The organism is Streptomyces sp. NPDC037290, from assembly GCF_055603245.1.
On record NZ_JBVJVZ010000004.1, the window covers coordinates 674,650 to 694,260 of the forward strand.

The following is a 19,611-nucleotide window of genomic DNA, read 5'->3' on the forward strand; positions in this document are numbered from 1 at the left end:
GCGATGCTTGACCAGCCCGCGCGGGGGACCGAGGATCGGCTGTCATGACGCAGGGACACGGCAGCACGGTCGACGGGGTGCTGCGACGCAGTGCCCGGCGCACCCCGGCCCGCCTCGCGGTGGAGTACGGCGAGCGCCGCTGGACGTACGAGGAACTCGACGACGCCGTCTCCCGCGCGGCCTCCGTCCTGCTCGCGCAGGGCCTCACCCCCGGCGACCGGGTCGGCGCCTACGGCCACAACTCCGACGCCTACCTCATCGCCTTCCTCGCCTGCGCCCGCGCGGGCCTGGTCCATGTACCGGTCAACCAGAGCCTCACCGGGGACGACCTGGCGTACCTCGTCGGCCAGTCCGGCAGCACCCTCGTCCTCGCCGACCCCGGCCTCGCCGGCCGCCTCCCGGAAGGGGTACGCGTGCTGCCGCTCAGGGACGCGGCGGGCTCGCTCCTCGCGCGGCTGCCGGACTCACCGCCGTACGACGGACCGGAACCCCGCACCGAGGACCTGGTGCAGCTGCTCTACACCTCCGGTACGACCGCCCTGCCCAAGGGCGCGATGATGACCCACCGGGCCCTGGTGCACGAGTACCTGAGCGCCATCACCGCCCTCGACCTGAGCGCCGGGGACCGCCCGGTGCACGCGCTGCCGCTGTACCACTCGGCGCAGATGCACGTGTTCCTGCTGCCCTACCTCGCGGTCGGCGCGACGAACACCATCCTGGACGCGCCGGACGGGGACCGGCTCTTCGAACTCATCGAAGCGGGCCGCGCGGACAGCCTGTTCGCCCCGCCCACCGTGTGGATCGGCCTGGCGAACCGGCCCGACTTCGCCACCCGCGACCTCGACGGCCTGCGCAAGGCCTACTACGGCGCCTCGATCATGCCCGTCCCGGTCCTGCGGCGGCTGCGGGAGCGCCTGCCGGGGCTCGCCTTCTACAACTGCTTCGGACAGAGCGAGATCGGCCCGCTGGCCACGGTGCTCGGCCCCGACGAACACGAGGGCCGGCTCGACTCCTGCGGCCGTACCGTCCTGTTCGTGGACGCGCGGGTCGTGGACGACAAGGGCGCGGACGTGCCCGACGGCACGCCCGGCGAGATCGTCTACCGCTCACCGCAGCTGTGCGAAGGCTACTGGGACAAGCCCGAGGAGAGTGCCGAGGCCTTCCGGGACGGCTGGTTCCACTCCGGTGACCTCGCGGTGCGCGACGCCGACGGTTACTTCACGATCGTGGACCGGGTGAAGGACGTCATCAACTCCGGTGGTGTCCTGGTGGCCTCGCGCCAGGTCGAGGACGCCCTCTACACCCATGAGGCCGTAGCCGAGGCCGCCGTGATCGGCCTGCCCGACGAGCGCTGGATCGAGGCCGTCACGGCGGTCGTCGTCCCGCGCGGCGAGGTGACGGAGGAACAGCTCATCGCGCATGTGAGGGAGAAGCTCGCGCCCTTCAAGGCACCCAAGCGCGTGCTGTTCGTGACCGAGCTGCCGCGCAACGCCAGCGGGAAGATCCTCAAGCGCCGACTGCGGGACCGCTTCAGCGGTTAGCCGGTGGGTGTCAGAGCGGGGTCCCGGCGTCCTTGGGGCGCAGGTCCACGATCCGGCGGATCTTGCCGACCGACCGCTCCAGCGACTCCGGCTCCACGATCTCCACGTCCACGGACACCCCGATGCCGTCCTTCACGGCCGCGACGATCGACCGGGCCGCCGCCTCCCGTGCCTGGGGACCCGCGTCCGGGCGGGCCTCGGCACGGACGGTCAGCCGGTCCAGCCGGCCCTCCCGGGTCAGCCGGAGCTGGAAGTGGGGCGCCACGCCGGGCGTGCGGAGCACGATCTCCTCGATCTGGGTCGGGAACAGGTTGACCCCGCGCAGGATCACCATGTCGTCACTGCGTCCGGTGATCTTCTCCATCCGCCGGAACACCCGTGCCGTACCGGGCAGCAGACGGGTGAGGTCGCGGGTGCGGTACCGGATGACCGGCATGGCCTCCTTGGTCAGGGAGGTGAACACCAGCTCGCCCCGCTCACCCTCCGGCAGCGCCGCACCCGTGACCGGATCGACCACCTCCGGATAGAAGTGGTCCTCCCACACGGTCAGCCCGTCCTTGGTCTCCACGCACTCCTGCGCCACACCCGGGCCGATCACCTCGGACAGACCGTAGAGGTCGACGGCGTCGATCGCGCACCGCTCCTCGATCTCGCGGCGCATCTGCTCGGTCCAGGGCTCGGCCCCGAAGACGCCCACGCGCAGCGAGGTGGCGCGGGGGTCCACGCCCTGCCGCTCGAACTCGTCCAGCAGGGTGAGCATGTAGGACGGCGTCACCATGATGACAGCCGGTTCCAGGTCCTGGACGAGCTGCACCTGGCGGGCCGTCATGCCGCCGGACGCGGGGACGACCGTGCACCCCAGGCGCTCGGCACCATAGTGGGCGCCCAGACCACCGGTGAACAGGCCATAGCCGTACGCCACATGCACGATGTCACCGGGCCGTCCGCCGGCCGCCCGGATTGACCGCGCCATCATGTCGGCCCACAGGGAAAGATCGTTGTCCGTGTAGCCGACCACCGTGGGACGCCCGGTGGTGCCGCTGGAGGCGTGCAGCCGGCGGATCCGCTCACGGGGCACGGCGAACATGCCGTACGGGTAGTTCTCCCTGAGGTCGGCCTTGGTCGTGAACGGGAAACGGGACAGGTCGGCGAGGGACCGGCAGTCCTCCGGGTGGACGCCGGCCTTGGCGAAGGACTCCCGGTAGAACGGCACGTGGTCGTAGGCGTGCCGCAGCGAGGTGCGCAACCGCTCCAGCTGGAGCGCCCGCAGTTCCTCGGGGCCGAGTCGCTCGCCCGCGTCGAGCAGATCCGTCGCGTCCGCCATCGAGTCGTCTCCCTCGCCCGTCCTCGCGTCCTCACATTCCGGGCGACCGATCATTCGGTCGTTCCGTCCGGGGCCAGTAATTCAGGCCACGCGGCTGCGGGCAAGAGGGCTGCGGGAACTTTCTGCGCCGACCGCGACGGAGAACCAGCAGGTCGAGCCGTGCCGACGCGGTACCGGCGGACTCAGCGCGGTCGCGGTCCGAACGCCGCCAGAAACCGGTCACGGAAGGCGTCCATCGGCCAGACGGGGGCGTTCGGGGCGGGCTCCAGGCCCTTCGTCCAGCCCCAGCCGGAGATCCGGGCCAGCACCCTCGGGTCGTGGGCGACGAGGGTGACCGGCACATCCCTGCGGGTGCTGTTCGCGGTGACGGTCGGTACGGGCTGATGGTCGCCCAGGAAGACCAGGACCGTGTTCTCGTCGCCGTAGCGCCGCAGGAAGTCGACGAGGCTGGTCAGCGAGTACTCGATGGAGGCGCGGTACGCGGCGCGCACGCCCGCCGGGCTGCTCCACACCTCCTTCTCGGTCCTGCCGCCACGCCTGACCTGACGGAAGACCGAGCCGTCGCCCAGCGCCGCCCAGTCGACCACGCGGGGCACCGGCGCCCAGGGATAGTGACTGGAGGTGAGGACGATCTCCGCCATCAGCGGGCCCCTGCCCCGCCTGCCGAACTCCCGGCGCTCGAACGTCTCCAGGGCGAACTGGTCGGGCACCTGAGACCAGCCGAAGTCCGGCCCGCGGTAGCCGAGATGGCGGCCGTCGTAGACGTGGTCCAGGCCGAAGAACCGGCCCTCCGGCCAGGTCGCCAGCACGCCCGGTACGACACCGACCGTGCGCCAGGCACCGGTCCTGCGGAAGGAGCCGGTGAGGGTGGTCCGGTCGCTGGAGGTGAGGGTGCGGAACCGCTGCTGGTTGCTGATCCACAAGCCGGACAGGAACGTCGAGTGGGCGAGCCAGCTGCCGCCACCGGTCACCGGCGAGCGCAGCCAGCCGCTGCGCGCCTGGAACCCGGCGGCCCCGAGGGCGGCGGTGCTCTCCCGGAGGACCGCGTCGACCCGCGGGCCCAGCTCCGGGTCCTCGATCGCCGAACGGCCGTAACTCTCCACGAAGGTGAACAGCACGTCCTTGCCGCGCAGTGCGGTCAGCAGCCGGCCGGACGGCGTGCGGGCGAAGGCGTCGACGGCGGCCTGGCGCCGGAAGAGCCGCGCGTCCGCCAGGGACACGCGGACCTGCTGGGCACGGTCGCCGAGGAGTCCCGCGTCGAGCGCCGCGGCGACGGGCGCGCCGTCCGTCCGCAGGCCGAGTACGACACAGGTGGTCCAGGCCGTGCCCAGCACCAGGACGACGTGCACCGAACGTGCACGGTGACGGACCATCAGGCCCGTCAGCCGGACCGTCGCGGCCGCGGTCAGGACGGGCACGGCGACCGCGAGGAGCAGGGCACCGGCGACGGCGGCCAGTTCCCCGGTGCTGCCCGACGTCTCCCGCAGACAGTCCGCCGCGCTGCCCAGCAGTCCCCAGTCCAGCACCGGGTCGAAGGAGCGGAACAGGATCGAGTAGAAGCCGATGTCGAGGCACTTGAGCAGGGTCACCAGCCCGATCACCATGCCGAGGGCCACCGCCCCGGCCCGCCTCGCCGGGGCCGGCAGCACGAGCAGCACGGCGGCGCACACGATCCCCTCGCCCGGCAGACGCGCGAACGCGGCCGGGGTGAGACGGTCGGGCTGGTTCGGCAACAGCAGGGAAGCCAGGAGGAGGGCACCGGCGAGGACGCTCACCCCGACGGCCACCCCCCGCGTGGTGTGCGGCCACCGGCTGCACGGGCCGCCCTGCGTGTCCCCGGGCCGGGCAGCGGGCGTTGTGGTGCCCGTCTCCGCTGCGTTCTCCGGCAGGCGGTCAGGCGTGCGGTGGAGCACCCGGAGATCCTTCCGCGCGGGGCCCGATGCCGGGGCGACGGCTTGGGGCGGCCTCACTCATCCGGCCGACGGTGACCGTGGGTGATCGAAAGGGATCGATCGTGCGCACAGAGTAGCCCGGCGGGGGTCGGGAACGGCGGCCGGACACCCCGGCGCGCTACCGCCGGTCGGCCGCGACCGCCACCTCCCGGGCCCACCGGTAGTCGGCCTTGCCGCTCGGGGAACGCTGGATGGACTCCGTGATGACCAACTGGCGGGGGATCTTGTAGCCGGCCAGCCGGGTACGGCAGTGGCCCTGGATGTCGGCCAGCGAAGGACGCGCCGCTCCCTCGCGCAGCTGCACCACCGCCGCCACGTGATTGCCCCACGTGGCGTCCGGCACCCCGGCGACCAGGGCGTCGTACACGTCGGGGTGTGCCTTGAGCGCCTGCTCGACCTCCTCCGGGTACACCTTCTCGCCCCCGGTGTTGATGCACTGCGAGCCCCGGCCGAGCACGGTCACCACACCGTCCTCGTCGACGGTCGCCATGTCTCCGAGCAGGACCCAGCGCTGCCCGTCCTTCTCGAAGAAGGTCTCGGCGGTTTTCCGCGGGTCGTTGTAGTAGCCCAGCGGCACATGGCCGCACTGGGCGACCCGGCCGATCTCACCCGCGGCGACCGTCTCGTGTGTCGCCGGGTCCACCACGCGCGTAAGGGAGTTGACCCGGATGCGGAAGCCGCGCTCGGGACCCGAGTCCTCCGTCGCCGTACCGTTGAAGCCGGACTCCGACGAGCCGAAGTTGTTCAGCAGTACTGCGTTCGGCACCAGCTCCCGGAACTGCCGGCGCACCGTCTCCGACATGATCGCACCCGAGGAGGACACGCTGAACAGGGCCGAGCAGTCCGTCCCCTTGAGCGGCCCGCCCAGCGCGTCGATCAGCGGCCGGAGCATCGCGTCGCCGACCAGCGACATGCTGGTCACCTTCTCCCTCTCGACGGTCCGCAGCACCTCCTGGGGCACGAACTTGCGGTGCAGGACCACCCGCTGGCCGAAGTTGAACCCGATGAACGCGGTGAGCGTGGAGGTGCCGTGCATCAGCGGGGGAGTGGGGAAGAAGGTGATGCCGGAGCCGCTCGCCGCGACCCGCTCGGACAGCTCCTGGGGCGTCTTCACGGGATCCCCGGTCGGCGCGCCGCCGCCCAGCCCGGCGAAGAACAGGTCCTCCTGCCGCCACATCACACCCTTGGGCATGCCGGTCGTGCCACCGGTGTAGATGATGAACTGGTCGTCACCGGAGCGGGCCGGGAAGCCCCGCCCGGGCGAGCCGGCGGCCTCCGCGTCGGCGAACGCCACCGCGCCCGCCACCTCGGCCGTCGCCGGGCCCACCCGCAGCAGATGGCGCAGCTTCGGCGCCTGCGGCAGTGCGCCCGCGACCCGGTCCGTGAACTCCGCGTCGAAGACCAGCGCGACCAGGTCGGCGTCCCGGTAGAGGTACGCCAACTCCTCCTCAACATAGCGGTAGTTGACGTTGACCGGGACGATCCGTGCCTTCAGGCAGGCCAGCACCGTCTGCAGGTACTCGACGCCGTTGTACAGGTGCAGGCCCAGGTGTTCTCCGGGGCGTATCCCGCTGTCGGCCAGGTGGTGGGCGATGCGGTTGGCGGCCGCGTCCAGCTGCGCGTACGTCAGGCGGCGCTCCGCGCCGGTGCCGGGATGGTCGACGTACACGAGCGCCTCGCGGTCCGGGACCACGTCGACGACCGACTCGAACAGGTCGGCAAGGTTGTACTCCACCGCTCCTCCTGACCCCGGCAGTCCTGACGACCGACGGCGCATCGGCCGGTTCGCCCGGTCATCAGAGCAAAGCGCGCGGCAACTGTGAAGGGCCCACGCCAATAAATCTGACTGTCTGTCAGAAAACTCCTGAGGTTCCCTTGAAGTGCCTCCCGGCCTCCTGCAACCTGTTCTCGTTCTCACCGAGGGGAGAAAGCCCATGGGCGGGACGGAACACCTCACCGTGCGGCGCGAGGGCGCCACACTGGTGCTCACGCTCAACAGGCCCGACGCCAGGAACGCGCTCTCGCTGCCGATGCTCGTCGGCCTGTACGACGGCTGGCTCGAGGCCGACGCGGACGACGAGATCCGCTCGATCGTCCTCACCGGCTCGGGCGGCTCCTTCTGCGCCGGCATGGACCTGAAGGCGCTCGCCGGGAACGGCATGGAAGGGGAGCACTACCGCCACCGGCTCAAGGCCGACCCCGACCTGCACTGGAAGGCGATGCTGCGCCACCACCGCCCGCGCAAACCGGTCATCGCCGCCGTCGAGGGGTACTGCGTGGCCGGCGGCACCGAGATCCTGCAGGGCACCGACATCCGGGTCGCGGGCGGGTCCGCGACCTTCGGGCTGTTCGAGGTCAGGCGCGGGCTGTTCCCGATCGGCGGCTCCACCGTCCGGCTGCAACGCCAGATCCCGCGCACCCACGCCCTGGAGATGCTGCTCACCGGACGGCCCTACAGTGCCCGGGAGGCCGCCGCCATCGGCCTGATCGGCCATGTCGTCCCCGACGGCACCGCGCTCGACGAGGCCCTTCGGATCGCCGAGCAGATCAACGCCTGCGGCCCGCTCGCCGTCGAAGCCGTCAAGGCGTCGGTGTACGAGACCGCCGAGATGACGGAGACCGACGGACTCGCGGCCGAACTCGCTCGCGGCTGGCCGGTCTTCGACACGGCCGACGCCAAGGAAGGCGCCCGCGCCTTCGCGGAGAAGCGACCCCCCGTCTACCGGCGGGCGTGACGCTCCGCTGGAGGTGCGGTCCGGACCTGCGGGCCGTGTGTGGCCGCTCGCGCAGTTCCCGGCGCCCTTCGGGCGCGACCTCACCGACCTTCCCGAAGGAGGCAAGTTCCCGATGCCCGAAGTCCTCAAAGCCCCCCTCGTCGTCGAGTTCCCCTTCACCCGCTCCCTCGGCCCCGTCCAGAGCGCCTTCCTCACCGGCCTGCGCGAACGCGTCGTCCTCGGCGTGAAGACCACCGACGGACGCACCCTCGTCCCGCCCGTCGAGTACGACCCCGTCACCGCCGAGGAGATCCGCGACCTGGTGGAGGTCGCCCCCACGGGCACCGTCACCACCTGGGCGTGGAACCACGAGCCGCGCCGCGGCCAGCCCCTCGGCACCCCCTTCGCCTGGGCCCTGGTCCGGCTCGACGGCGCCGACACCGCACTGCTGCACGCCCTCGACGTCCCCGGCCCCGACGCCGTCCGCACCGGCATGCGGGTCCGCGTCCGCTGGGCCGGGGAACGCACCGGCGCCATCACCGACATCGCCTGCTTCGAGCCGTACGAAGGCGAACCGGGACAACCGGGCAACCGGCCACCCGAGTTCGCCGAGCCCGTCACCGGCATCGTGGCCGCCGCCCGCCTCGACTACACCTACTCACCCGGCCGCGCCCAGTCCGACTACATCCACGCCCTCTCCGAACAGCGGACCGTCGGCGAACGCTGCCCCTCCTGCCGCAAGGTGTACGTCCCGCCGAGGGGTGCGTGCCCCACATGTGGCGTGGCCACAGCGGAACACGTCGAGGTAGGTCCGCGCGGCACGGTCACCACCTTCTGCATCGTCAACATCAAGGCGAAGAACCTCGACATCGAGGTGCCCTACGTCTACGCGCACATCGCCCTCGACGGCGCCGACCTCGCCCTGCACGCCCGGATCGGCGGCATCCCCTACGACCAGGTGCGCATGGGCCTGCGCGTCGAGCCGGTGTGGACCGAGAACACCCGCTACCCCGACCACTACCGGCCCACCGGCGAACCCGACGCCGACTACGACACCTTCAAGGAGCTGCTGTGACCCGGGAGATCGCGGTCGTCGCCTTCGCCCAGACCGACCACCGGCGCTCCACCGAGGAGTCCTCCGAGGTCGAGATGCTCATGCCGGTGCTGCACGAGGTGCTGGACCGGACCGGCCTGAAGACCGCCGACATCGGCTTCACCTGCTCCGGCTCCAGCGACTACCTCGCGGGCCGCGCCTTCTCGTTCACCCTCGCCCTGGACGGAGTCGGCGCCTGGCCGCCGATCTCCGAGTCCCATGTCGAGATGGACGGCGCGTGGGCCCTGTACGAGGCCTGGACCAAGCTGCTCACCGGCGACGCCGACACCGCGCTCGTGTACTCCTACGGCAAGTGCTCGCCCGGCTCGGTGCGGGACGTGCTCACCCGCCAGCTGGACCCGTACTACGTGGCCCCTCTGTGGCCCGACTCCATAGCCCTCGCCGCTCTCCAGGCGCAGGCACTCATGGATGCCGGCCACACTGACGAACCGGAACTCGCCGCCGTCGGTGCCCGAAGCCGCGCCGACGCCACCGCCAACCCGCACGCCCGGCTCCAGGGCCGGCCGTCGCACGGCGACTACGTCGTACGGCCCCTGCGCACCGGTGACTGCCCGCCCGTCTCCGACGGCGCCGCCGCGGTGATCCTCGCGGCGGGGGAGCGGGCCCGGCAGCTGTGCGAGCGACCCGCCTGGATCCGGGGCATCGACCACCGTATCGAGGCGCACGGCCTGGGCGTGCGCGACCTCACCGACTCACCGTCCGCCCGGCTCGCCGCCGAGAAGGCCAGGGCTTTCGAACGGCCCGTCGACACCGCCGAGCTGCATGCGCCGTTCACCGCCCAGGAGGTGATCCTGCGCAGGGCGCTCCGCCTCGGCGCCGACGTGCGGGTGAACCCCTCCGGCGGGGCCCTGGCCGCCAACCCCGTCATGGCCGCCGGGCTGATCCGCATCGGCGAGGCCGCCGCCCGCATCCACCGCGGCGACTCCGACCGTGCCCTCGCGCACGCCACCTCCGGCCCCTGCCTGCAGCAGAACCTGGTCGCCGTACTCGAAGGGGATCCACGATGAGCAAGGAGCCCGTGGCCGTCACAGGCGTCGGCCAGACCAAGCACGTGGCCGCGCGCCGGGACGTGTCCATCGCCGGACTCGTCCGTGAGGCGGCCCTGAGGGCCCTGGACGACGCCGAGTTGACCTGGGCCGACATCGACGCCGTCGTCATCGGCAAGGCGCCCGACTTCTTCGAGGGCGTGATGATGCCCGAGCTGTACCTGGCGGACGCGCTGGGAGCCGTCGGCAAGCCCATGCTGCGGGTGCACACCGCCGGCTCCGTCGGCGGATCCACCGCGCTCGTGGCCGCGAACCTGGTCGCCGCCCGCGTCCACCGCACGGTCCTCACCCTCGCCTTCGAAAAGCAGTCCGAGTCCAACGCCATGTGGGGCCTCTCGCTCCCCATCCCCTTCCAGCAGCCCCTGCTCGCCGGGGCGGGCGGCTTCTTCGCCCCCCATGTGCGCGCCTACATGCGGCGCAGCGGCGCCCCCGACACCGTCGGCTCGCTCGTCGCCTACAAGGACCGGCGCAACGCGCTGAAGAACCCCTACGCCCACCTCCACGAGCACGACATCACGCTGGAGAAGGTCCAGGCCTCGCCCATGTTGTGGGACCCCATCCGCTACTCCGAGACCTGCCCGTCCTCCGACGGCGCCTGCGCCATGGTGCTCACCGACCGCGCCGGAGCCGCCCGCGCGCCCCGCCCGCCCGCCTGGGTGCTCGGCGGTGCCATGCGCAGCGAACCGACCCTGTTCGCCGGCAAGGACTTCGTCTCCCCGCAGGCCGGCAAGGACTGCGCCGCCGACGTCTACCGGCAGGCCGGCATCGCCGACCCGCGCCGGGACATCGACGCCGTCGAGATGTACGTGCCGTTCTCCTGGTACGAGCCCATGTGGCTGGAGAACCTGGGCTTCGCCGAGGAGGGTGAGGGCTGGAAGCTCACCGAGTCGGGGGTGACCGAACTCGACGGCGACCTGCCCGTCAACATGTCGGGCGGCGTGCTGTCCACCAACCCCATCGGCGCCTCCGGGATGATCCGCTTCGCCGAGGCCGCCCTCCAGGTGCGCGGCCAGGCGGGAGAACACCAGGTGGACGGCGCCCGGAAGGTGCTCGGACACGCCTACGGCGGCGGCTCGCAGTTCTTCTCCATGTGGCTCGTGGGAGCGCGGCCACCGCAGTCCTGAAAGTCCTTCCCACGTGGCCTGTTGGGCGTCGTGACCGGTCGCTAGGCTGACCCGCGGACGACGAACCGGGAGGAGCACGGACGTGGCCGAGACCATCACCCAGCAGCAGCCGCTCGCGGCCTGGGACAAGCCGGAGCTGGACCTCAGCAAGGCCGAGTGGCAGTCCAGCAGCCGAGGTCTGGGCGATGTCCAGATCGCCTTTGTCGAGGGCTTCATCGCGATGCGCAACAGCGGCCGTCCGGAGAGCCCCTCCCTGATCTTCACGCCGGCGGAATGGGGTGCCTTCGTCTCCGGAGCCCGGGAAGGGGAGTTCGACCTCACCTGAACCCGGTCCGCCTGATCTGAACCGGGGGTGTTCCGAGCCGATTTCCGGACACGCGACCAGCAGGCTCCCGCTGGGGCCGAGGCCTGCGTCAGGCTGGCCCCAGCGGGGGGAAGGTCGTGTTCCGAAAGGTGAGGGACGATGAGCACTGCCCCGGTCATCGCCGCGGTCGACGGATCGGACGACAGCCTGCGCGCGCTGGAATGGGCCCTGGACGCCGCCCGCCGCCGCGCCGCACCGCTGCGGGTGGTGCACGTACGGCAGTACGCCGCCTGGGGCCAGGCCGACGTGCTGGTCGCCGGGCCGCCCGAGGCGGAGGGCGATCCCGTCCTGGACGACGTGCACACCCGGCTCGCCGGCCGCGGCGAGTCACCCCCCGTGGAGTACGTCTCGCTGGAGGGCGTACCGGGTGCCGTGCTGCCGGAACTCGGCATCGACGCCGAGCTGTTGGTCCTCGGCTCCCGGGGGCGCGGCGGCTTCGCCAGCCTGTTGCTCGGCTCCAACGGCCTGGCCGCCGCCCGGGACGCCGAGTGCCCGGTCGTCGTCGTACCCCGGCCCGGCCGTCAAGTGCACGGCGACGGGCCGGCCGAGGCCGGGCCCCGGGTGGTCGTCGGACTGCACGCCGACAGTCCGGACGAGGCCACCCTCGCCTTCGCCTTCGCCGAGGCCGCCCTGCGCGCCGCCCGCCTCCAGGTGATCGCCGCCTACCCGTGGCCGGTGCAGACCTGGTCCGCCCCCGGCCAGGTGGTGCCACCCCAGATCGACCAGGGCGCCGTCGAGAACGAGACCCGCGCCCTCGCCGAGGGCTTCCTCGCCCCGCACCGCAAGCGGCACCCCGACGTCCGCGTCGATGCCGAGGCGCTGCCCGGCGACGCGGCCGGCCACCTCGTCGCCGCATCCAAGGACGCCGAACTGGTCGTCGTCGGCCGGCACCGACGGCGCCTGCTCGCACCGGCCCGCATGATGGGCTCGGTCACCCAGGCCGTCCTGCTGCACGCCGCGAGCCCGGTCGCGGTGGTGCCACCGGGACCGCCGGAGGGCTGAGCCCGGCGCCCCGGCGGGGGTACGACCGGGTCGGCTCAAGGCCTGCCCGGCGGACCGTGCCGCAGCCGCGGGACATGGCGCGCTCGCCCGTCCCGACCCGAGGCCGTTGCCCGGAGCGGGCTAGATCCGCCGGACAGGCCCTAGCAGAGGGTCCGGCGCCGCGCAATCCGTGCGGCGCCGGGCGGCACCGACGGGGCTGTGGTGTCCCGCGCCATGGTGGCGACCCCCACACATACGTACGGTTCCGCCACGCCCGGCGCCGTGTGCGCCGCCCCGCGCGCGAGCGGCCCGGGACACCCGCCCTGCGAAGGAGCCGCCCATGCCGCTGCCGCCGTTCCGCCAGGTGCCCGGAGCGCCGCCCCGTGCCCGCTTCCTGACCCGCCTCCTCGCCGTCGTCGCCGTCGTCCTCGGCACCGCGCTCGCCGGTCCCCTGCCCGCCGCCCGGGCCTCTGTGGCGCTCACCCGGGTGAGCGACTTCGGGTCCAATCCGGGCGCCCTCGCCATGTACGTGTACCGGCCCGCGTCCCTGCCCGCGCACCCACCGGTCGTCGTGGCCCTGCACGGCTGCACCCAGAACGCGCAGGTCTACGCCGACAACTCCGGCCTGCCCCAACTCGCCGACCGCGACGGCTTCCTGCTGGTCCTCGCCGAGACCAGCTCCGCCAACAACCCGAGCCAGTGCTTCAACTGGTTCCAGACCACGGACAACCGGCGCGGTGGGGGCGAGGCCCTCTCCGTGCGGCAGATGGTGAGCCAGGCCGTGACCGCCTACGGCGCCGATCCCCAGCGGGTCTACGTCACCGGTCTGTCCGCGGGCGGCGCGATGACCGCCGTCATGCTCGCGACCTACCCCGACGTGTTCTCCGCGGGCGCGGTCGTCGCGGGCCTGCCCTACGACTGCACCAAGGACAACAGTCCCTACACCTGCATGAACCCGGGCGTCGACCTCAGCCCGGACCAGTGGGCCCAGCGGGTGCGGGACGCCCATCCGGCGTACACGGGGTCGTGGCCGCGCACGGCCATCTGGTACGGCGACCAGGACACCACGGTCGTCCCGCGCAACGCCACGGAACTGCGCGACCAGTGGACGGCCCTGCACGGCCTCTCCCAGACCCCGAGCCGCACCGCCACCATCGGCCCCGACGCCACCCAGCAGGACCAGTACCTCGCCGCCGACGGCACGGTCGCCGTCGAGGTCGACCGGGTCCCCGGCATCGGCCACGGCACCCCGGTCGACCCGGGCACCGGCACCCAGCAGTGCGGCAGCACCGGAGCCCCCTACTTCCCGGACTCGATCTGCTCCAGCTACTGGATCGCCCGGTTCTTCGGCCTGGACACCTCCGACCCGGGCGGCGGCGGTGGCGGCGGCGACGCCTCCTGCTTCACGGCGAGCAACTTCGCCCAGGTGCAAGCCGGAAGGGCCACCACCAGCGGCGGCTACACCTACGCCAAGGGATCACAGCAGAACATGGGCCTCTACAACACGTTCGTCACCCATACCCTGAAGGAGTCACCCACGGGCTACTACACCATTGCCGACGGCGGCTGCCCCTGACATCCAGTCAGCCACGCCCGGTCATAGTGGCCGACCATGCTACTGGGGCCGTCTTCATGGCGGCCCTACACATGTCCGCCGCATCCACTGAGCCCCTAGCCTCCAGCGCGTCCACCCACAGCCGGAGGAACCCGTATGCCCACCCCAGCGCCCGGACGGCGGACACGCCGAGCCGTTCTGCCCGCACTCTCGCTCACCGCGGCCTGCCTGCTCCTGACCACCCCGGCCACGGCCGCACCCACCGGCACACCGGACGGCCACTGCACCGGCCGCGCCCACCTCCGGGTGCCCGGCGCCGCCCGCCAACAGGCCGACTGCCTGGACGAGCTGACCACCGCCGGCACCGTGGCCTCCCGCCACACCGACCCGGCCGACTACGCCGGTCTCACCCCCAAGGACCTGCCCACACCCAGCGGCGTCCCCGGCATCCAGATCGACGGCTACTTCCCGGACACCTCCACCACCAACACCGACCACGGCTGGAACCACGACTCCCAGTTCGTCGTGCGCCTGCCCGACCACTGGAACGGCGGCCTGGTCGTCGCCGGCACGCCCGGCAACCGGGAGCAGTACGCGAACGACAAGGCCATCTCCGACTGGGTGCTCGCCCGCGGCTACGCCTACGCCGCCACCGACAAGGGCAACACCGGCACCGCCTTCCACCGCGACGGCCGCCGCCCCGGCGACGCCATCGCCGAATGGAACACCCGCCTCACCCAGCTCACCCGCGCCGCCCGCGCCGTCGTCACCCAGCGCTACCACCGGCCCCCGGCCCGCACGATCGCCACCGGCCAGTCCAACGGCGGCTACCTCGTCCGCTGGCAGCTGGAGCACCACCCCGAGCTGTACGACGGCGGAGTCGACTGGGAAGGCACCCTCTGGCGCACGGCCGGCCCCAACCTCCTCACCTTCCTGCCGCAGGCCCTGCGCGACTACCCCGCCTACGCCGCCGGCGGCCCCGCGGCCGCCCGGGCCGAGGCCGCCCTCCACCGGGCCGGCTACCCGGCCGGCTCGGAGTTCCTGTGGCCGTACCACTACCAGGTCTACTGGGACCTCACCCAGCGCATCTACCGGGAGGAACTCGACCCCGGCTACGACGGCGCCACCGAGGCCGGCACTCCGTTCTGCACCTCCGGCGCACCCCGCTGCGACGCCGACTACGACTACGCGACCCGGCCCGCCGCCGTCCACCGCGCGGTCGACCGGATCGCCCTCACCGGACGCATCGGCAAACCGCTGATCACCCTTCAGGGCACTCTCGACGTGCTGCTGCCGATCAGCCAGGACTCCGACGTCTACGCCCGCATGGTGCACGCGGCCGGACGGGGTGCCCTGCTGCGCTACTACCGCATCGAGGACGGCACCCACACCGACTCCCTCGTCGACGCCTTCCCCGACCGGCTCCGCCCGATGGTGCCCTGCCACCACTCGGCCTTCGAGGCCCTGGAACGCTGGATCAACGGCACCGCCCTCCCGCCCGCCGACCACACGGTCCCGCGCCCGCCCGACACGACCCCGGCCACGCTCCTGACCAGCTGCCGCCTGAGCTGAGCGGCGACGGTCCCGAAGCGGCGCGGGTCCCCGGCCGATCCCGGCACCGCCGGCGGACCGGCGCCGCACTTGCGGCGCAGCCCACGTACCATGTCCGCATGTCGTTCCTCCGCCGCCGCAGCGCCACTCCCGCCGGACCCGACTTCGACGTGCTGGCCATGGACCCGGGCGACTGGCCGGGCAACCTCGGCGCGGGCCTGCTGCCCGCCCCCGACGGCACCTGCCAGGGTGTCTTCCTGCGCTACGACCTGTTCGGCGGCCGCGGCCCCGCCATGATCATCGGCAATCTGCCGCAGGGATCCCCGGCCCGCGAGGTCACCGAGGGCGAGATCCCCTTCGAGGTGGGACAGCTCCTCCTCGCGCTGGAGAACGACGAGGAGGTCACCGTCGTCGGCGTCGAGGACACCCCGGTCCTCCAGGGTGACAACCTCCTGATCGTGCGGCGGCTGAAGCTGTCCGAGTCCCGGATCTCCTGCGTCCAGTTCGACCGCAGCGACGGCGTGCTCGTCACCATCGCCGCCTGGGACCGCCCCATCACCGACGACCTGTACGCCCTGCTGAAGCCGCTCCCGGCGGAGCTTTTCCAGCAGGGCTGAGGCCCAGGGGCCGCCGCTAGCCGGCCGAGCCCTCGAGGGTCACGTCCGCGGCGCGGACGAACCCCACGCGGTGGCCGTACTGGATCTCGTAGTACAGGTCCTTGCCCACCACAACCCGGTGCGAGTCGGTGGTGAAGGTGACCGAGTAGTAGTACTCGCCCGGCACCACGTCACCCACCACGTACTTCTGCCCGGCCGCGATCGTGTACGGCAGCGGCACGACCGACTGGGCGGGGACGTCCGCCGGGTAGGCCTCCTTCTCCGGGTACGCGCGGCCGTACACCGGAACGCTCGCCAGGCCCTCCTTGGGCGTGACCACGAGCCCCCTGGCCGGCACCGCCGCCGGTGCCTCGCGCGGGTTCTGGAACCAGGCCTTCTGACCCAGGTACCAGATGGCGGTCCAGTCGCCCCAGTGGTCCGCCACCGCGTACTGCTGGCCGGTCGAGACCCGCGACGACAGGTCGTTGACGTCGATGGTCGGGTCCTTCTTCAGCCCGATGTCCTTGATCAGTGGCGCGTTCACGTCGTGGTCGGAGTACAGCCGCACCTCGGTGGAACCGTGCGCCGTGCACGGCTGGCCCGGGGTGGTGCACCCGGTGTACGCCGGCTGGTTCGTCGTGTAGTCCGGCAGGATGGTCACCAGCCCGCCCTGTCTGCCCGCGGTACGCCTGAAGGGGTGGCCCAGCAGCTGGAAGTAGTGCCGCCAGTCCCAGTACGGGCCCGGGTCCGTGTGCATGCCGGGGATGGTGGACGTGGTCGGGCCGGGCACGTTGTCGTGGCCCAGGATGTGCTGCCGGTCCAGCGGGACGTCGTACTTCTGGCTCAGGTACCTCACCAGCCGGGCCGAGGAGCGGTACATCGCCTCCGTGTACCAGGCGTCCGGGTTGGCGAGGAACCCTTCGTGCTCGATGCCGATGGACCGGGCGTTGATGTCCCAGTTGCCCGCGTGCCAGGCCACGTCCTTCGCCTTGACGTGCTGGGCGATCAGACCGTCCGTGGAGCGCACGGTGTAGTTCCACGACACGTAGGTGGGGTCCTGGATCAGGTGCAGCACCCCGTCCCAGGCGCCCTCCGTGTCATGGATGACGATGTACTTGATGTGCTGCGACACCGGACGGTCGCCAAGGTCGTGGTTGCCGTAGTCGTTGTCACCGAACTGCGCGTACGGCGCCCAGACCGACTCGCAGGACACCGAGGCGGGGCACTCCACACCGTCCCTGGGCAGCGTGCCCAGGCCGGCCCGCAGCAGCTGGGCGGTGTCGGCGGTCAGCCCTGGCTGGGCCGCGAGCGCGACCAGTTGGCCGTCGTCCGTGGTGCGCTGCTCGCCGGTGCGCAGGACGTCGTAGACGTCGTTCGCGTACGCCGCCGCGGTCGCCGTGTCGTCGGCGCCCGAGAAGCGGGCCACCGCGCCGTACCAGTCGGCCGGGTCGGCGCTCAGTGGCTCGCCCAGCTCCTTCTGCGCGGCGGCGAGCAGGGCGGCGCCGCCGGCCACGTTCGCCGCCGGGTCGGTGCGCAGCGCCTCGGCCGGCAGACCGGTCAGCTCCGCCGCCTTCGCGAGTGTCTTCAGGCGGGCCGGGAGCGCTGACTGGGCCGGTACCCGGACGTCGGGGTGCACGGCGTCGCGGGCGGTGTCGCCGCGGGCGTCCCCCGTGCCCTCGGCGAGGTGCTCCGTGGCGGCGATCGCCGTCCGGGCGTCCGTGAGGTGCATCGGGCCGTAGCCGCCGGACACACTCGGCGCGCCCGCGTGCCAGTCCCAGCGGGACTGGAGGTAGGAGACGGCCAGCAGGACGCTCTGCGGCACGTGGTAGTCGGCCGACGCGGTCGCGAACGCCTCCTGCAGACCGTCGGTGGAGCCCGTGGCGCCCTGGGCCGGGGCCGCACCGAGCAGCGGCAGCAGCAGGGCCGCGGAGGCCAGGGGGCCGACGGCCCGCCGCAGGTGTCTGTGGCCGGGTGTGGGCGTGGGGTCGGTGGCGGAACCTCGCAATGCGGCCTCCTGTGACGGGCGGGCGTGGCGGGGCGTGCGGCGCCGAGCTGGGTCAGTGGTACCGGCTTGCCGACGATCCGTCAATGATGCCGTCAGGACAGGGATTTCCCATGTCACACAGGGAGTTTCGGCGAGTTTCGCGGCGGCGGTGCCCGGGCCTGCGCGGCGTCACTGGCGTACACCAGTGGCCATGGCCGGACCGGACGTGAGAAGTCCGGACACACGAAGGTCCGCGGTGCGCCGCCGCTCTGGCGCACCGCGGACCTTCGTCCCCGTCAGCGAGTGCCGACCGCCGCGCGGACGGCCCTGCGGGCCATCTGGCAGTCGTCGTGCAGCCGCCTGAGCAGCAGCCGCTGTTCCTCGCCGGACGGCGCGGCCCCCGCGTGGGCCAGGCCCGGTGCCGCCGGGGCCACCTCGTGCATCGCACGCTGCAGGGCCGTCTCGTACGTACGGATCTCCCGGGTCAGCAGCAGCATCAGGTTCACCAGGAAGGCGTCCCGCGAGGCCGGTCCCGCCGACTGGGCGATCTGGCTGATCTGCCGCCGGGCCGTCGGCGCGTCCCCGAGGACCAGCCACAGCGTCGCCAGGTCGTACCCCGGCAGATACCAGCCCGCGTGCTCCCAGTCCACCAGCACTGGACCGGCCGGTGACAGCAGGATGTTGGACAGCAGGGCGTCGCCGTGGCAGAACTGCAGCATCCCGTGGCGGCCCACCTCGTGGGCGATGCCGTGCAGCAGCTTCTGCAGGTCGCCGAGGTCCCGGTCGGTGAGCAGCCCCAGCTCGTGGAACCGGGAGATCCGGGTGCCGTAGTCCAGCGGCATGTCGAACGTGCCCGCCGGGGGCCGCCAGGCGTTCACCCGGCAGATCGCGCCGAGCGCGGCCCGGATGTCCGCGCGGGGCGGCGCCTCCGCCGGATGCCGTTGCAGCGCCGCCACCCGGCCCGGCGAACGCTCGATCACCAGTGTGCAGTTGTCCGGGTCCGCCGCGATCAGCCGGGGCACACGGACCGGGGGCCGGTGCCGGACGAACGAGCGGTATGCGGCTATCTCGTGGCGGAACCGCTCGGCCCAGGCGGGCGAGTGGTCCAGCAGACACTTGGCCACGGCCGTGCCGCGCCCCGCCGTCCCGACGAGGAGGACGGACCGCCCGCTGCGCCGCAGCACCTGCACCGGAGCGAACTCCGGACAGATCCGGTGCACCGAGGCGATCGCGGTGCGCAGCTGCGCACCCTGCGGACCGGACAAGTCGAGTCTCCCGCTGAGCGGTTGGCCACCGGGCTGCCCCGGGAGCCGGCGGGGCCGGCCCGCGACCGGAACGGGTCCGCCCGGACGCGCCACCGGGTCGAGGTACGGTCCGCCGCCCGCGGGGCGGGAGCGCAGCGGCCGGGGCGGGGCGGACACGGAGGACGATGCTGCGTACATGGGAGATACAGATCCCTTCGTGTGCCTGCGGTGCCTGCCTGTGGTGCCGTGCTCGACGCACATGCGCGGGGCCGGTGGCTCGAGGAGCCCGTACTCCGATCGCATGCACTGCGAGCGTGCGCCTGCCCGGCCCGGCCGTCCGGGTGCACCCTGGGGAATGCATCCGCCGGCTCGGTGGGGCCGAGCGGCGACCGGGTCGGGGTGGCGCGTTCCTACTCGACACCCGATGCCCAGTGGCACACCATCTGGCGGACCCTGGCGAACCCTGGCGAATAGTCGCCCGGCAACCTCCACAGGGCTACTGTCAACTCAGCCGAGAACCT

The 19,611-nt window shown here is 72.4% G+C and carries 15 protein-coding genes; 10 read left to right on the plus strand and 5 right to left on the minus strand.

Annotation, left to right across the window (positions count from 1 at the left end):
• The first annotated feature begins 44 nt into the window (after positions 1-44).
• Positions 45-1,541 carry an acyl-CoA synthetase gene (locus ACZ7HQ_RS18030; protein ID WP_470990506.1) on the plus strand — a complete coding sequence of 499 codons (1,497 nt, stop codon included), beginning with the start codon at positions 45-47 and terminating at the stop codon, positions 1,539-1,541.
• 10 nt (positions 1,542-1,551) lie between these two features.
• Here the strand turns inward: ACZ7HQ_RS18030 and paaK are convergent, their stop codons facing one another.
• From paaK to ACZ7HQ_RS18045, 3 genes are all read right to left on the minus strand, one after another.
• A complete protein-coding gene (paaK, locus tag ACZ7HQ_RS18035; protein WP_470990508.1) occupies positions 1,552-2,865 on the minus strand; it encodes a phenylacetate--CoA ligase PaaK in 1,314 nt (437 codons plus the stop codon).
• 182 nt (positions 2,866-3,047) lie between these two features.
• Positions 3,048-4,640: an alkaline phosphatase family protein gene (locus ACZ7HQ_RS18040; protein WP_470990510.1), complete on the minus strand. Its 1,593-nt coding sequence runs from the start codon at positions 4,638-4,640 to the stop codon at positions 3,048-3,050.
• A 295-nt stretch (positions 4,641-4,935) separates the two neighbouring features.
• Positions 4,936-6,552 (minus strand): acyl-CoA synthetase, encoded by a 1,617-nt coding sequence (locus ACZ7HQ_RS18045; protein ID WP_470990511.1) that lies wholly within the window; start codon positions 6,550-6,552, stop codon positions 4,936-4,938.
• Between the two features lie 199 nt (positions 6,553-6,751).
• On the opposite strand from ACZ7HQ_RS18045, the gene ACZ7HQ_RS18050 reads away from it, so the two are divergent.
• The 9 genes from ACZ7HQ_RS18050 (at position 6,752) to ACZ7HQ_RS18090 (ending at position 15,883) form a co-directional block, all read left to right on the plus strand.
• Positions 6,752-7,552, plus strand: coding sequence for a crotonase/enoyl-CoA hydratase family protein (locus tag ACZ7HQ_RS18050; protein ID WP_470990513.1), 801 nt, complete (start codon positions 6,752-6,754; stop codon positions 7,550-7,552).
• Between the two features lie 112 nt (positions 7,553-7,664).
• The gene (locus ACZ7HQ_RS18055) at positions 7,665-8,606 is read left to right on the plus strand and encodes a Zn-ribbon domain-containing OB-fold protein (protein WP_470990514.1); all 942 of its coding nucleotides are present in this window, start codon (positions 7,665-7,667) and stop codon (positions 8,604-8,606) included.
• Complete coding sequence (locus ACZ7HQ_RS18060) at positions 8,603-9,652, plus strand: thiolase domain-containing protein (protein WP_470990516.1); 1,050 nt, start codon at positions 8,603-8,605, stop codon at positions 9,650-9,652. Before ACZ7HQ_RS18055 ends, ACZ7HQ_RS18060 begins: the two co-directional genes overlap by 4 nt.
• Positions 9,649-10,815: a thiolase domain-containing protein gene (locus tag ACZ7HQ_RS18065; RefSeq protein ID WP_470990517.1), complete on the plus strand. Its 1,167-nt coding sequence runs from the start codon at positions 9,649-9,651 to the stop codon at positions 10,813-10,815. The genes ACZ7HQ_RS18060 and ACZ7HQ_RS18065 overlap by 4 nt, the downstream gene beginning before the upstream one ends.
• Positions 10,816-10,897: 82 nt before the next feature.
• On the plus strand, positions 10,898-11,140 hold the full coding sequence (locus ACZ7HQ_RS18070; RefSeq protein WP_470990519.1) for a DUF397 domain-containing protein: 243 nt from the start codon (positions 10,898-10,900) through the stop codon (positions 11,138-11,140).
• Positions 11,141-11,278: 138 nt separating this feature from the next.
• Positions 11,279-12,181, plus strand: coding sequence for a universal stress protein (locus ACZ7HQ_RS18075; protein WP_470990521.1), 903 nt, complete (start codon positions 11,279-11,281; stop codon positions 12,179-12,181).
• 319 nt (positions 12,182-12,500) lie between these two features.
• Entirely contained in the window at positions 12,501-13,736 is a 1,236-nt protein-coding gene (locus ACZ7HQ_RS18080; RefSeq protein ID WP_470990523.1) for an extracellular catalytic domain type 1 short-chain-length polyhydroxyalkanoate depolymerase, read from the plus strand.
• Between the two features lie 135 nt (positions 13,737-13,871).
• Entirely contained in the window at positions 13,872-15,287 is a 1,416-nt protein-coding gene (locus ACZ7HQ_RS18085; protein WP_470990525.1) for a 3-hydroxybutyrate oligomer hydrolase family protein, read from the plus strand.
• A gap of 98 nt (positions 15,288-15,385) precedes the next feature.
• Positions 15,386-15,883, plus strand: a complete 498-nt coding sequence (locus ACZ7HQ_RS18090; RefSeq protein WP_470990527.1) for a hypothetical protein — start codon at positions 15,386-15,388, stop codon at positions 15,881-15,883.
• Positions 15,884-15,899: 16 nt separating this feature from the next.
• Here the strand turns inward: ACZ7HQ_RS18090 and ACZ7HQ_RS18095 are convergent, their stop codons facing one another.
• Together ACZ7HQ_RS18095 and ACZ7HQ_RS18100 are read right to left on the minus strand one after the other, a co-directional pair.
• Positions 15,900-17,867, minus strand: a complete 1,968-nt coding sequence (locus ACZ7HQ_RS18095) for an N-acetylmuramoyl-L-alanine amidase (RefSeq protein WP_470990528.1) — start codon at positions 17,865-17,867, stop codon at positions 15,900-15,902.
• Between the two features lie 275 nt (positions 17,868-18,142).
• Positions 18,143-19,288: an aminoglycoside phosphotransferase family protein gene (locus tag ACZ7HQ_RS18100; protein ID WP_470990530.1), complete on the minus strand. Its 1,146-nt coding sequence runs from the start codon at positions 19,286-19,288 to the stop codon at positions 18,143-18,145.
• Positions 19,289-19,611 lie beyond the last annotated feature (323 nt).